Raw genomic sequence first — 14,464 nt, forward strand, 5'->3', positions numbered from 1 at the left:
CCTTTAGCCGCCGTTGCCGTTTTCCGCCTCATCCGTGATATGTTCCACCGAGACGACATGTTCGTCCTCGGCCGTGTCAAACACGATCACGCCTTGGGTTGAGCGTCCGGCGACGCGAATGTCCTCGACCGGGCACCGGATCAACTGGCCGTTATCGGTAACCAGCATGATCTGGTCGCTGTCCTCAACCGGGAACGACGCCACCAGCTTGCCGTTGCGATTGTTGACGGACATCGCGACGATGCCCTTACCGCCGCGGCCTGTGGTGCGATACTCGAACGACGAACTGCGCTTGCCATAGCCATTCTCGCTGATGGTCAGCACGAACTGTTCAGCAGCCGACATCTGCGCGTAACGATCCTGACTGAGTTGAACGGATGCTGACGATTCTTCCGTATCGGCCTCAATCGTGTCCTCCGACGCAGCCTCGCCCGCAACCGCGCGGCGCATTTTCAAATAAGCGACACGCTCATCAGATGCCGCTTCGAGATGACGCAAGATCGTCAGCGAGATCAGCTTGTCGCCTTCGCCAAGCGAGATGCCGCGCACGCCCATCGAGGTGCGCCCCTGGAAGACGCGCACGTCGGTGACCGGGAAGCGGATGCACTGTCCGCCTGCGGCGGTCAGCAGCACGTCGTCATTCTCTGTCGCGATCTGCACGTCGACAATGGCTTCACCCTCGTCCAGCTTCATGGCGATGATGCCGGAGCGGCGGACGTCGACGAAATCGGAGAGCTTGTTACGCCGAACGTTGCCGCCGGTGGTGGCGAACATCACGTCAAGATTAGCCCACGACGACTCATCCTCGGGCAACGGCATGATGGTGGTGATGCGCTCTCCCTGCTCCAGCGGCAGGATGTTGATAAGCGCCTTGCCGCGTGAATTCGGAGCAGCCATCGGCAAGCGCCAGACCTTCTCCTTGTAGACCTGACCACGGGACGAAAAGAACAGCACCGGTGTATGTGTCGAGGCGACGAACAGGCGGCTGACGAAATCCTCATCGCGCGTCTGCATGCCCGAGCGGCCCTTGCCGCCACGCTTCTGCGCGCGATAGGTCGAGAGCGGAACGCGCTTGACATAGCCCGCATGCGAGACGGTGACGACCATGTCCTCGCGCTGGATCAGGTCCTCATCTTCGACCTCGCCCTCCTGATCGATGATGACGGTGCGGCGCGGCGTCGCGAACTCCGCCTTCACGGCACCAAGTTCGTCCTTGATGATCGCCTGAATCCGGGCACGGGAGCGCAGGATATCAAGATAGTCGGCGATTTCGAGCGCGAGCTTGTCGAGTTCGTCGGAAATTTCCTCGCGGCCGAGGGCCGTCAGGCGCTGGAGACGCAGGTCGAGAATAGCTTTTGCCTGCTCAAGCGACAGGCGTGCGGTACCGTCTTCGGCGACACGATGGCGCGGATCGTCGATCAGCGTGATCATCGTCGCGACGTCCTTGGCCGGCCAGTCGCGCGCCATCAAGGTTTCGCGCGCGGTGTTCGGATCGGGCGACGTCCGGATGACGCGAATGACTTCGTCGATATTTGCGACGGCGATGGCCAGGCCAACCAGGATATGAGCGCGGTCGCGTGCCTTGTTCAGCAGGAATTTGGTGCGCCGTGAGACCACGCTCTCGCGGAACGCGATGAACACAGTCAGCAGGTCCTTCAGGTTCATCACCTGCGGACGTCCGCCATCGAGGGCGACCATGTTGGCGCCGAAATTGGTTTGCAGCGGTGTAAATTTATAGAGCTGGTTCAGCACCACCTCCGGCACCACATCGCGCTTCAGTTCGACAACCACGCGGTAACCGTCGCGGTCGGATTCGTCGCGCAGATCCGAAATGCCCTCGATCTTCTTTTCACGGACCAGTTCGGCGATGCGCTCGACCATGCTCGCCTTGTTCACCTGATACGGGATTTCCGAGACAATAATCGCCTCGCGATCCTTGCGAATCGTCTCGATGTTCACCTTGCCGCGCATCACGATGGAGCCACGGCCAAGGTGGTAGGCCGCACGGATACCCTGACGGCCAAGAATAATGCCGCCGGTCGGGAAATCCGGTCCGGGAACGATATTGATAAGGTCGTCAATACCAAGCGCTGGGTCATTGATCAGCGCGATACAGGCATCGATCACTTCGCCGAGATTGTGCGGCGGGATGTTCGTCGCCATACCGACCGCGATGCCGCCGGCGCCATTGACCAGCAGATTCGGAAACTTCGCGGGCAGAACTTTCGGCTCGCGCTCCGAACTGTCGTAGTTCGGCTGATAGTCGACAGTGTCCTTGTCGATGTCGTCGAGCAGCGAATGCGCGACTTTCTCAAGGCGCGACTCGGTGTAACGCATCGCGGCGGCCATATCGCCATCGACCGAGCCGAAATTGCCCTGCCCGTCGATCAGCGGCACGCGCATGGAAAAGTCTTGCGCCATGCGCACCATCGCGTCGTAGACCGACTGATCGCCGTGCGGATGGTATTTACCTATCACGTCGCCGACGGTCCGCGCCGACTTGCGATACGGCTTGTTCCACTCGAAGCCATTCTCATACATCGCATAGAGAATGCGGCGATGTACGGGCTTGAGACCATCGCGCGCGTCCGGCAGCGCACGCGCCACGATCACGCTCATCGCGTAATCGAGGTAGGAGCGCTTCATCTCATCCGTGATCGAGACGGGACGGATATCAGCCGCCTCGGGAGGGCCGGACGGCGGATCTTGGGGGTCAGTCAACGTGCGAATCCTGGGTGCGAAATACTCTTGTTATATAGGCGAAGTCGGCGGCCAACGCCAACCGCATTTACCGCCAAAACGAGCGTAGAAATCTTTGTAATTACAATATCTTATTGCCAGTCAAAAACCCGTTCCATCTCACGCTTTTTGATGCGGGGAAAACGCTGTTTTGGAGCGGCGTTCAGGGCCCGAATGCGACCGCATGCATGATGCGGCCCGGGACAAATGTGAACAGCCCAGCGATGACCAGCCCGCCCGTAAACAGCGAGATCATTGTGATCCGGTGGCCGTTCACCCGATGCCTGTGCGCAAACCAGATGCCGAGCGGAAGCATGATCAGGCTGAAGATCGACAGCAGATGGATCGGACTCCAGGGTCCACCCAGTCTGATCTGATTTTGATGGATCCAGAACGAACTAAGCGCGACTGTCACCATCAGCACAACCCAGATCCAGCCGAGAGTGCGATGAGGCAACGTGCCCTTCGGAGAAGCGAACTGGACGATGCCCAGTATCACGCGCTCATGGCGGCAAAGGCGTGCAACTGAATGACCAAAGGCGCATTGAGCAGCGGCGCTAGGCTCATCGATCGTTTCCGGCAATGAAGCTGGCTTGAAAATCAGATTCCGACGGAGATGCAGTACACAACGTTTAAGCTGCGATACGCAGAACCAGTGCTTCACTGGCTCTGCGCTCATTCACATGATGATCTCTTTAAAATGGCTTAGAAAGGAATGTCGTCGTTCATGTCGTCGTTGCGGCCACCGCCGGCAGCTACGCGGCGCGGAGGCGCCGAGCGCGACGGGCCTGACGATCCGAAATCACCGCCACCTTCATCAGCCCCGAACGAACCGCCACTGCTCTTGCCGTCGAGCATGGTCAACGTCGAATTGAAGTTCTGAAGAACGACTTCGGTCGAATAGCGGTCCTTGCCGTCCTTGTCCTGCCATTTGCGGGTTTGCAACTGGCCCTCAAGGTAAACCTTGGACCCCTTCTTCAGATACTGCTCGGCGATCTTGCAGAGGCCTTCGCTGAAGATCACGACGCGATGCCACTCCGTCTTTTCTTTGCGTTCGCCGGAATTCTTGTCGCGCCAGGTCTCCGACGTTGCAACGCTGAGGTTGGCGATCGGGCGACCGTCCTGCGTCCGTTTGATTTCAGGGTCGGCACCGAGATTTCCAACCAGAATGACTTTATTGACGCTTCCCGCCATTGCCGCTCTCCACTTTCGCGCACGCATACGGTGCGCCCGAATCTGTCAGGATTTATGTTCGCGGGGTCGCCATCCCAAACTAGGGAAACGCCCGCTCCGAAAATGACCCTATACGCTCCGGCCCGCGCGATGCGCCCGTCCCACCGGTTATCCACACGCAAGCCGCCAGTCAGTCCAACCATAATATGTACTGTTTTTGTTCTCACGCAAGTGGAGCGTGAAAGGGAACCCTTTGACAGACAAAAACAATGTTCGGCCGGGTTCCGAAAATGTGACGAAAACGTGATCAAAACGTGGAGTCGAGGAACCAAATATCTCAAACAATTCCTTGCCTTAGGAAGCCTCACTTCTCGTCCGACTGTTGCATTTGGGAGACGGCTTTTTCGGAGGAAGCCGGTATATTCCGACTCACGAAATCGAAATCCCATTGCGTTCGCGCCTTGGAAAACTGCTTCGAAAAATCGAGGCGGACTTAAAACTGGAGAACTAAGATGAAGAAGTTTTTGCTCGGCACCGTGGCGCTGGTTGCCCTCGGTACTGCTTCGGCGGTCGCCGCTGATCTGCCGGCCCGTACCTACACCAAGGCACCGGTTTATGCCGCGCCGATCTACAACTGGACCGGCATCTACGTCGGTGCGCACATCGGCGCTGCTTTCGGTGGCGATGACGGCTTCACCACCACCAACGCGCTCTTGAGGGGCACCGACCGTGACGCAGCGTTCCTCGGCGGTGGCCAGCTCGGCGCTGACTACCAGTTCGCTCCGAACTGGCTGGTTGGTATCGAAGGCCAGATCAGCGCTCTGTCGAACAGCGACCGTACGTTCACCGATGGCACCCTTGTCCTTCGTGACCGTTCCGACTGGCTGGCTTCGGTCACCGGCCGCCTCGGCTACACCTGGGGTCCGGGCCTGATCTACGCTAAGGGCGGTGTCGCGTTCCGTGACGACAACGGCCTTGCTGCGAACTTCCCTGGCGTGACCAACCGTGAGTCGACCGGTTACACCGTCGGCGGCGGTCTGGAATACATGTTCGCCCCAGCCTGGTCGGCGAAGGTTGAGTACCAGTACTACAACTTCGACACCACCACCGCTGTGTTTGCTGATCCGGCTCTGACCGGCGTCAGCTACAAGGACGACCTCCACACTGTGAAGGTTGGCGTCAACTATCGCTTCAACTGGGGTGGCCCGGTTGTCGCGAAGTACTGATCTTCGCAGACCTGACTAACTCTTCCTGAGCTTCTCAGGATTACGGAAAGGCCGGCTCTTGAGCCGGCCTTTTTGTTTGACGGTCACATCCCCATATCCTCGGCGTTCCCCAGACAGCTAACAGTTGATGGAGTGCGAACAGGGCTGGAAATCCGGTCACGTTCTTACTATGTTCTGCGGACAAGAATCTGATCGACAAATGAGAAACCGGCGAGCGGTCATCGCGTTTTCCGGGGACAGCGCTCTTGTTGCGCACAACGTGCCACCGGAAATCCCTCATGGACGAAGTCATCAAGGCTAGCCGTAAACTAACCGCAGGATCCAGCATGCGGGCCATCACGATTCGCGGCGCGCGCGAACATAATCTCAAGAACGTCGACCTCGAGATTCCGCGCGACAAGCTCGTGGTTTTCACCGGGCTGTCCGGCTCGGGTAAATCCTCCCTCGCCTTCGATACCATTTATGCAGAAGGCCAGCGCCGCTACGTCGAATCGCTGTCGGCATATGCCCGCCAGTTTCTGGAGATGATGCAGAAACCCGACGTCGATCAGATCGACGGGCTGTCACCGGCAATTTCCATCGAGCAAAAGACCACCTCGAAAAATCCGCGCTCGACGGTCGGAACGGTCACCGAAATTTATGACTACATGCGCCTGTTGTGGGCGCGCGTCGGCATTCCCTACTCGCCGGCAACCGGCCTTCCAATCGAAAGCCAGATCGTTTCCCAGATGGTCGATCGGGTTCTGACTCTTCCCGAAGGCACACGCCTCTATTTGCTTGCGCCCGTCGTGCGCGGCCGCAAAGGCGAGTACAAAAAGGAACTTGCAGAATATCTCAAGAAGGGCTTCCAGCGCGTCAAAATCGACGGAAAATTCTATGAGCTGGCCGATGCACCAACGCTCGACAAGAAGTTTCCCCACGATATCGACGTGGTGGTGGATCGCATCGTCGTACGCGCGGATATCGCACAGCGCCTCGCGGAATCGTTCGAGACCGCGTTGAAACTTGCCGAGGGACTGGCCGTCATCGAATTTGCCGATGCGCCCGCCGGTAGCGAACCCGCACCAGAGAAGAAGGCCGAAAAGAAGACCGCTAAGATCCACGACAAGAGCGGACCCGAGCGGATTCTGTTCTCGGAGAAATTCGCCTGCCCGGTGTCCGGTTTTACAATTCCCGAGGTCGAGCCGCGGCTATTCTCGTTCAATAACCCTTACGGCGCCTGCCCGAAGTGCGGCGGCCTCGGCGTCGAGCAGCATATCGACGCCGAACTCGTGATTCCCGACAAGGAAGCAACGCTGCGCAAGGGCGCGATTGCGCCTTGGGCGAAATCCTCGTCACCTTATTATGTGCAGACGCTGCAGGCGCTGGGCAAATTCTACAAGTTCACCCTCGATACCAAATGGAAGGATCTCTCCAAGAAGACCAAGGACGCGATCCTGTTCGGTTCCGGCGACGACGAGATCAAGTTCTCCTACGAGGACGGCGTGCGGTCTTACGACACCAAGAAGCCTTTCGAGGGCGTGGTCACCAATATCGAACGCCGCTTTCGCGAAACCGAAAGCGAGTGGGCGCGCGAGGAGCTCGGAAAGTATTTCAGCGACGTTCCCTGCGAGTCCTGCCACGGTCATCGCCTGAAGCCGGAAGCCCTGTGCGTTAAGATCGGCGGCAAGCATATCGGCGAGATTTCCGAGCTGTCGGTGATGCGCGCTGGTGAATGGTTCGAGACCGTTCCGAAACAACTGAACAAGCAGCAAAACGAAATCGCGGCACGAATTCTGAAGGAAATCCGCGAGCGGCTCTCGTTCCTGCTCGACGTCGGTTTGAACTACCTGACCCTGGCGCGCGCATCCGGCACACTTTCAGGCGGCGAAAGCCAGCGTATCCGCCTTGCATCACAGATCGGCTCCGGCCTGACCGGCGTGTTGTACGTGCTGGATGAGCCGTCGATCGGCCTGCACCAGCGCGATAACGCGCGGCTGCTCGAAACCCTGCGGCGGCTGCGCGATCTCGGCAATACCGTCATTGTCGTCGAACATGACGAGGACGCCATCGAGACCGCCGACTATGTGGTGGACGTCGGCCCTGGCGCCGGCGTGAAAGGCGGCAATATCGTTGCCCAGGGCACGCCGCAGCAGGTGAAGAACAACCCGAACTCGATGACGGGGAAGTATCTGACCGGCGAAATGTTCGTGCCGATTCCCGAACGGCGGCCGCCCAATCATCGCCGCACCATCAAGGTCATCAACGCACGCGGCAACAACCTCAAGAACGTATCCGCCGAAATTCCGCTCGGACTGTTCACCTGCGTCACCGGCGTCTCGGGCGGCGGCAAGTCCACATTGCTGATCGACACGCTGTACAAGGCGATCGCGCGCAAGCTCAACAATGCATCGGAAGGCCCTGCCCCGCATGATCGCATCGAGGGTCTGGAGCATATCGACAAGATCATCGATATCGACCAGTCACCGATCGGCCGCACGCCGCGATCAAACCCCGCGACTTACACTGGCGCGTTCACGCCGATCCGCGAATGGTTTGCGGGTTTGCCTGAATCGAAAGCGCGCGGCTACGAGCCGGGGCGTTTTTCGTTCAACGTGAAGGGCGGGCGCTGCGAGGCCTGTCAGGGCGACGGTCTGATCAAGATCGAAATGCACTTCCTGCCGGACGTCTACGTCACCTGCGATACCTGCAAGGGCAAGCGCTACAACCGCGAGACGCTGGACGTCCTGTTCAAGGGCAAGTCCATCGCCGACGTGCTCGACATGACGGTCGATGAAGCCGCCGACTTCTTCAAGGCGGTGCCACGCGTCCGCGAGACCTTCAAGACCCTGCAGCGCGTCGGCCTCGGCTATATCCACGTCGGACAGCAGGCGACGACGCTCTCCGGCGGCGAAGCCCAGCGCGTCAAGCTGGCCAAGGAGCTCAGCAAGCGCGCTACCGGTCGCACGCTCTACATTCTGGATGAGCCGACCACAGGTTTGCACTTCCACGACGTCGCCAAGCTGCTCGAAGTGCTCCACGAACTGGTGGCTCAGGGCAACACAGTGGTCGTCATCGAGCACAATCTCGAAGTCATCAAAACGGCCGACTGGGTGATCGATCTCGGCCCTGAAGGTGGCGACGGCGGCGGTGAAATCGTCGCGTGGGGTCCGCCGGAGGATATCGTCAAGGCGCCGCGGAGCTACACCGGCAAATTCCTTGCACCCGTCCTGAAGAAGGGCCGCGCCGGAAAAATCCGCGATGCCGAAGAGGCGGCGGAGTAAGCTAAGGATATTAGCATGCGGAGGGGTATGGTGTGAGCGAGGTGACTATCTCACTCCCGTTCCTTTGCACCGCTGGCACGTGAGTACCTTGTCGCCTTTCTTCACCAAGCCCTTGCCTTCGCAGTTCTTGCACTTCTGCTTCTTCTTGATGTTGGGGCCTTTTTCGTTCGCCATTTCGTTTCCTGACCAAGGTATGTCGCAAGATGCACGACTGCGTCTCGCTCTCAAGTATCGCGCAATTCTGTGATCACGCGACTTAAATCATTGATACAGACTTATCGGGTCCGGATGCTCGATCAGATGGCGTAACACGAAGCCACGCCTGTCCGCCGGCTCCAACTCAAGCCGGCGAGCAGACGAGTTGTCATCATCAACCTTGGCTTCAACATATCCTTCGCTGGCATACGCCAAAAGCGATTACTGCCCATGCCGGGCAAGCTCGTCGTCACTCAGATCCCAGTCCTGCCAAAGCGTCAAGACGCCAAGCAGGATTACAATGCCGCCGAGCGCCGTGTGCCAGAGTCTGAGCGTTCCGCCTCCGGCATAGCCGAAGATATGGGGCGAAGCGATCAGCCAGAAGCCAAGCACGACCTCGCACGCTTCCTCCCAGCGCCGAAGGACGATGTATTCGAGCTGGGCAAAGCCAAAGATGAGGACACCAACGCAAACCGCATTCAGGATTGGCATTCCCGGATCAACGTTCGCGCCAAGACCGTTGTTCGCCTGACCGGTAAGCCAGGGCGACAGGATGATCAGCAAGCCGAGCAACATGCCGAACCAATCTTCCCAGGACCGATGTTTGTTTAAAAAACGATCGATAGACATTGAATACCTCCATCAAGAAGGCATACGTCGGCGGCCTGACAGATGTGACATTCCGACTGTCAAACGACCAATTCGGCCGCCTCACGGTATGTCTCAGAAAAACGTATAAATCCCGGCAACCTTTACAAGGTCTCGCGGACGGGTTTTTGTCGGTTTCGAAAACACGCCCGTCTGGAGAGGCCCGCACTGATCGGCGGCCTTCCTGCCGGACAATCGGAAAATGCCCAACACTTGGAAAATCGCGCAATGACCGTTCAAAATAATCCGGCCCTGAAACGCTACGAACTGGAGGCCGAAGGCCATCTGGCTGCGACCTATTACAGCCTTTCCGATGGGATCATCACTTTTATTCATACCGAGGTCTCGAAAGAACTCGAAGGCAAGGGCGTTGGATCAAAATTGATAAAAGGCGCCCTCGATCAGGTGCGCGCTGCCGGACTGAAGGTCGTTCCCCAGTGCCCTTTCGTAAAGGCTTACATTGAGAAATACGCTGAATATGCCGACCTGTTGAAGTAGGATCGCGCCACGCCCCCCCAAACACAGCCTTACGGTTCAAGACATGGTTCGCAACAACACTGCACTTAGCCGCTACGAACTCGACGTTGATGGCACAACCGCTTTCGCCAACTACCGGCTTGCACCGGGCAAAGTGATCATCACCCATACCGAAACGCCCCGTGCCTTGCGCAGCCGCGGCATCGCCTCAAGACTTGTGCGCGGTGCGCTGGAGCAAATCCGAGCCGATGGACTGAAAGTCGTGGCCGGCTGCGGATTCGTTGTCGACTATCTGGAAAAACATCCGGAATTTTCGGACGTAGTGGCCTGACGCTCTTCATCGTAAAAAAAGCCTGCAACCGGCGGGCTTTCTCATATCGCGATCGGCTATCGAAGGAAACGATATCGATCCAAGGCTAAGCGATCTTAATCGACATGTCCGGCAATCCGTCGAGCTTGCACAGGACAACATCACCTTTCACCATTGGTCCGACATTCTCCGGTGTACCGGAGTAGATAATATCGCCGGCTTTCAGTTCGCAGGCTTCGGACAGTTTCGAAATCTGCTCGGCCACACTCCATATCGTGTTACTCAGATCAGAGTTCTGCTTCACTGTTCCGTTGACCGCGAGGGAAATCGCTCCCTTGCTAAAATGCCCGGTCTTGGTAACCGGGTGGATAGGTCCCAACACTGCCGAATGGTCGAAACTCTTGCCGATCTCCCACGGCTTTTTCTGGTCTCCCATCGCGCGCTGCAAATCGCGGCGTGTCATGTCGAGGCCGAGCGCATAACCGTAGACGCAATCCAGAGCCTTTTCCGGCGAGATGTTAGAGCCGCCTGATTTCAACGCGGCCACGAGTTCGACTTCGTAGTGATAATTCTTGGTCAGCGGCGGATATGAATGATCCGCGACCGAACCTATCGCGACATTCTGAATCGCATCCGTCGGCTTCTGGAAGAAAAACGGCGGTTCGCGCGTCGGATCCGATCCCATCTCGCGCGCAGGCGCAGCGTAGTTGCGGCCGATGCAATAGAAACCGGAAACACCTCGTTGAGTCCGACAATGGGGATCGTTGTTTGTCCGACGGGGGAAATAGCCTTCACTCCGACCTGCGCCTCGGCGGTCTCAGCAAAAGCCGCAGTGCCGGCAAATGTCGTCGCGCCGCCTGCGAGAATGTTTCTGCGATTGAGTTGGTCATGGTCGTTCCCCGCCTTGCCTTGTTGCTCTTTCGGTTACATTCCTCACCGTTTGCTTCAATTGCGGCGGCTGACGAATGTGCCGGTGGCATTTTGTATGCCGGACCCGCCGGTTTGAACAGAACGTCGATACCAGTGTGCGCTGCAATGAAAAAGGCCCGCCTGAGAGGCGGGCCTTTCGAATGTAATCCAGCCACGCGGCCGGTGTGGGATCAATTCTTCAGGTCATCCGGAAGTTTGCCGCCATTGGCTGCGAGCTTGGTCATCACCTGTTTGTGCAGCCAAATGTTCATCTTCGCGGAGTCACTCGTGTCGCCGTCGTACTTCAGTTCTTTCGCCAACTCCTTGCGGGCCGAAAGACTCGAGTCGATGTTCAGAGCCTTCATCAGGTCAACGATTGACGTACGCCATTCAAGCTTCTCGCCCTTGGCCGCGACAGCCTTGTCGAGGATAGGCGCAACATCAACCATCGGCACACTTGCACCGCCACCCGCAGCCGATCCAGCACCGCCGGCAGGCTCAGCGGCTTCGGCTTTGGTGCCGAAAATCGCGCCCATGATCTTCCCAAAAATGCTCATCTGTAAAACTCCCGATAGCCCGTCGGTTGACTGTGAATGATTGGCGCTTCTTCTGTTCGTCCGGCAGCACCGTGCCGGTCGTCAGCTGTCAGTGTAGACGTCCGGTTTCGGCTTGCCAATGCAAGTGATCAATATTTGCGCCGCGGCGATTTGAGTCAAAAGCGCCAAAAAGACGCCACAATGACTCGATGCGACGGCGACTTCAATTTGTCACACAGCTTCGCGCCGCCGTCCCTTGCAGAATTTTGCTGCGTCTGCTCGGTCTTTCGTCGCAAGTAATTCGTGATGACCTACACGGTAACCATGGGATCGCGCTGATCCACGTACTCGGCCATGCGGCCTCGCGTCCTTCACTGCTGCTTAACCAGCTACCGAGCCTTCGAGGTTTGGCATGGATGCGTTCTTTCAAAGTACGCATCCTAAACTCTTATGTTCGACGCAGTCGTTTTCGCAGGCGGGGGTAACCGCTGCTACTGGCAAGGCGGCTTCTATGAAGCAGCTGCAACGCGTCTGGGCTTGTCGCCACAGCTCGTCGTCGGCGCCAGTGCTGGCGCATTTGCTGCGGTCTATTCACTGCTCGAAGCCGGACCTGCAACCCGCGCCCGTGTGATCGGCGCTTGCGATCCGCAACTGCGAAACTTCGATTTTGCCGCGTGGCGCCAAGGCCGGCCGCTCTGCCCTGTTGGCCCGCTCTATACCGAGCTGCTTCATCAAACCATCGATAAGAATGCGCTCCGGCGACTACAGCACATGACTGACTTCCGTGTTGCGGTATCCCGATTACCGCGCGGCTTTTCACCCTCGCTCGGTGCAGCCATCGGCATCGGCGTCTATCAGCTGGAGAAACAGATCTTTCACCCGGTGCACCCTCGGTTCGGACGCACGCTCGGTTTCCGATCCGAGTTCGTCGCGGTACGCTCCCTCACCGATCCGCAACAGTTTCGCGAGGCGCTGATGGCTAGCAGCGATGTACCGCCATTCATGCCGGTCACGAACGTTGCCGGAAAGCCCGCCTTCGATGGCGGGCTCGTCGATAATGTTCCCGTTGAACCGATCGAGGCCATTGAGTTCGCAGGCGGACGCACGCTGGTGCTGTTGACACGGGTTTACAAATCGATCCCAGTCGTCAATGGACGCACATACGCGCAACCTTCGCGGAAGATCGATGTGGGACAGTTCGATATCAGGAATCCCGACGGCATCCGCAACGCTTACGAGTTGGGCTTGAAGGACGGCGATGCGTTCGCCACCTCGTGTAGTCGATGAATCCCGCCTTCGCGACACGTTTGATCGCGAGCGCAGGGAGAAACTCGCGACGGTCCTTGCAGAGTAGCGGACTTCCGGATGACTGCTTTTCGCGCCTGACTCTAGCCGTTTTGCGCAGGAGGGTGGTTTCGATGACGACACCACCCTCCTCAAGTTCGTTCGCATCTTATCAATGCCGGTGCGCAGGCGCTCCACCACTCGCACCTATCGCCCTGACATTGAAGCTGAGGTCGATCTTCCCGGCCTTCTCGAACGTCAGGGTCGCCTTTAGCGTGTCGCCTTGCTTCAACTGCTGCTTGATATCCATGAACATCATGTGGAAGCCGCCCGGCTTGAGCTCGACCGTCTCTCCGGATTTGATGATGAGCCCATCCGTCAGCGGCCGCATCTTCATCACGCCGTCGTTCATCGACATCTCGTGAATTTCCACGTGATGCGCACCTGCTGACGTCGCACCGACCAGGCGGTCGGCCGATTTGCCGTTGTTGGTGATCTTGAGATAACCGCCAGCGATCTTGGCGCCGCCAGGCGTGGCGCGCGTCCATGGCGACACGACAACAAGATCGCCGATCGTGAAGGTATCGTTCCCGCTTTGCGTAGTCGCGCCCATTTGCGCGTGATCCATCTTGCTGTGATCCATCTGCGCCTGCGCAACTGTCGACGCGTCGGCAACGATCCGCAGTGTGGGAGCCGGCGATTTCAGGCTGTGCGGATTCTGTCCGTCCGATGCAATCTGGTCCCAGCGAACCTCACCCTTCGCGCATTGCTGGACGGTCGGAAAAGAGATGGCCTGCCCCGGACGGAAATCGCCGGCGAGGAAACTCGTGAAAACGAACTCATCGTAGTTGTCGTCCGAGAGAGCGCCGCCCGACCATATGATTTCCTTGGGTCCTTCGGTCACGGCTTTGCCGTGACTCTGATAGGACTTGGCATAGGCGCCGCGCGTGATGTTGAGGATCCATCCCGCCTTGGGCATCGGCTTCACGCCGATGACCCCCTCGGGAATTTGAATCCGGACTGTTTGCGTAGCTGCGCCGTCGCAGCCGTGCGGGACCTGAAATACCGCCTTGTAATAGGTGCCGGTACGCGCCTCGCCCGTCGCAAGCGTGACATGGGCGAACGCGGCTGATTGCGAGATGATAACGGCAGATGCGGCGAAGCCAGCGCCGGCCAGCAGCCGCTGGGAGCTGCGGAAGTTGATGGACATATTGTTCCTCGACTGATGCTGAAAGATAATTCCGAAACGAACGTCTCAGGTTGTTTCAGATCAGCTTTGGAGGTGCCCGGGCCAGAAAAACCGGCTCCCGTAAAATGGCCGTCAGGGTTGTTTCGTGTGAAATAGCGGAATGCGCGTAGACTGTGGGGAGCGCCAGTGAGCCCCCCTCGCCCAATGGCGCTCCCGCCGTATGGCTTATCAGGCAGGCGCTGAGGCAGTCGTGGCCCGCCCTTGGAACAAGCGGCGCGCCTCCGGTATCGTTCTGGCTCGCGGGCGCTGCGCCGGAACAGATCGTACCGAGGCTGCCGGCGCCGCCCGCGAAAGCCAGCGTACCACTCCATGCCAGAAGCAACCCCTGGATCACCAGGACCTGCGACAGCACGATGGTCAAAAGCAGCCGGCTAAATGAGTGGCGATTACGCATGTCGCGGCTATGCCACGCTCAGGACGGAACGTCCACGATTCGAAGGCGATTCCTATAACAC

Annotated in this window: 11 protein-coding genes and 2 pseudogenes; 5 read left to right on the forward strand and 8 right to left on the reverse strand. The window is 58.4% G+C overall.

The window, feature by feature from the left end; genetic code table 11:
• Positions 1–3: 3 nt before the first annotated feature.
• The 3 genes and pseudogenes from gyrA to HNQ36_RS00410 form a co-directional block, all read right to left on the reverse strand.
• Positions 4–2,721 carry a DNA gyrase subunit A gene (gene gyrA / locus HNQ36_RS00400; RefSeq protein WP_184082012.1) on the reverse strand — a complete coding sequence of 906 codons (2,718 nt, stop codon included), beginning with the start codon at positions 2,719–2,721 and terminating at the stop codon, positions 4–6.
• Positions 2,722–2,902: 181 nt separating this feature from the next.
• Positions 2,903–3,306 (reverse strand): annotated as a pseudogene (locus HNQ36_RS00405) (DUF2306 domain-containing protein).
• Positions 3,307–3,444: 138 nt separating this feature from the next.
• Positions 3,445–3,933, reverse strand: coding sequence for a single-stranded DNA-binding protein (locus tag HNQ36_RS00410; protein WP_046826250.1), 489 nt, complete (start codon positions 3,931–3,933; stop codon positions 3,445–3,447).
• Positions 3,934–4,424: 491 nt separating this feature from the next.
• Here HNQ36_RS00410 and HNQ36_RS00415 point away from each other — a divergent pair, with 491 nt between their 5' ends.
• Both HNQ36_RS00415 and uvrA read left to right on the forward strand, forming a co-directional pair.
• Complete coding sequence (locus HNQ36_RS00415) at positions 4,425–5,138, forward strand: outer membrane protein (RefSeq protein ID WP_184082013.1); 714 nt, start codon at positions 4,425–4,427, stop codon at positions 5,136–5,138.
• A 278-nt stretch (positions 5,139–5,416) separates the two neighbouring features.
• The gene (gene uvrA, locus HNQ36_RS00420) at positions 5,417–8,401 is read left to right on the forward strand and encodes an excinuclease ABC subunit UvrA (RefSeq protein ID WP_184082014.1); all 2,985 of its coding nucleotides are present in this window, start codon (positions 5,417–5,419) and stop codon (positions 8,399–8,401) included.
• 417 nt (positions 8,402–8,818) lie between these two features.
• On the opposite strand, the gene HNQ36_RS00425 is transcribed toward uvrA, so the two are convergent.
• Positions 8,819–9,226, reverse strand: coding sequence for an SPW repeat protein (locus tag HNQ36_RS00425; RefSeq protein WP_184082015.1), 408 nt, complete (start codon positions 9,224–9,226; stop codon positions 8,819–8,821).
• 246 nt (positions 9,227–9,472) lie between these two features.
• On the opposite strand from HNQ36_RS00425, the gene HNQ36_RS00430 reads away from it, so the two are divergent.
• Together HNQ36_RS00430 and HNQ36_RS00435 are read left to right on the forward strand one after the other, a co-directional pair.
• Positions 9,473–9,742 (forward strand): GNAT family N-acetyltransferase, encoded by a 270-nt coding sequence (locus tag HNQ36_RS00430; protein WP_184082016.1) that lies wholly within the window; start codon positions 9,473–9,475, stop codon positions 9,740–9,742.
• Positions 9,743–9,785: 43 nt separating this feature from the next.
• Positions 9,786–10,052, forward strand: a complete 267-nt coding sequence (locus HNQ36_RS00435) for a GNAT family N-acetyltransferase (protein WP_184082017.1) — start codon at positions 9,786–9,788, stop codon at positions 10,050–10,052.
• 85 nt (positions 10,053–10,137) lie between these two features.
• Here the strand turns inward: HNQ36_RS00435 and HNQ36_RS00440 are convergent.
• Both HNQ36_RS00440 and HNQ36_RS00445 read right to left on the reverse strand, forming a co-directional pair.
• Positions 10,138–10,898: pseudogene (locus HNQ36_RS00440) on the reverse strand (fumarylacetoacetate hydrolase family protein).
• A gap of 233 nt (positions 10,899–11,131) precedes the next feature.
• Entirely contained in the window at positions 11,132–11,497 is a 366-nt protein-coding gene (locus HNQ36_RS00445) for a DUF3597 domain-containing protein (RefSeq protein WP_184082018.1), read from the reverse strand.
• A gap of 429 nt (positions 11,498–11,926) precedes the next feature.
• On the opposite strand from HNQ36_RS00445, the gene HNQ36_RS00450 reads away from it, so the two are divergent.
• Positions 11,927–12,763, forward strand: a complete 837-nt coding sequence (locus HNQ36_RS00450) for a patatin-like phospholipase family protein (protein WP_184082019.1) — start codon at positions 11,927–11,929, stop codon at positions 12,761–12,763.
• A 169-nt stretch (positions 12,764–12,932) separates the two neighbouring features.
• On the opposite strand, the gene HNQ36_RS00455 is transcribed toward HNQ36_RS00450, so the two are convergent.
• Together HNQ36_RS00455 and HNQ36_RS00460 are read right to left on the reverse strand one after the other, a co-directional pair.
• A complete protein-coding gene (locus HNQ36_RS00455) occupies positions 12,933–13,970 on the reverse strand; it encodes a DUF1775 domain-containing protein (RefSeq protein ID WP_184082020.1) in 1,038 nt (345 codons plus the stop codon).
• A 55-nt stretch (positions 13,971–14,025) separates the two neighbouring features.
• On the reverse strand, positions 14,026–14,403 hold the full coding sequence (locus HNQ36_RS00460; protein WP_184082021.1) for a hypothetical protein: 378 nt from the start codon (positions 14,401–14,403) through the stop codon (positions 14,026–14,028).
• Positions 14,404–14,464: the final 61 nt, after the last annotated feature.

The sequence above is a fragment of the Afipia massiliensis genome (genome assembly GCF_014203115.1).
In the GTDB taxonomy this organism is placed as follows: Bacteria; Pseudomonadota; Alphaproteobacteria; order Rhizobiales; family Xanthobacteraceae; genus Afipia; species Afipia massiliensis.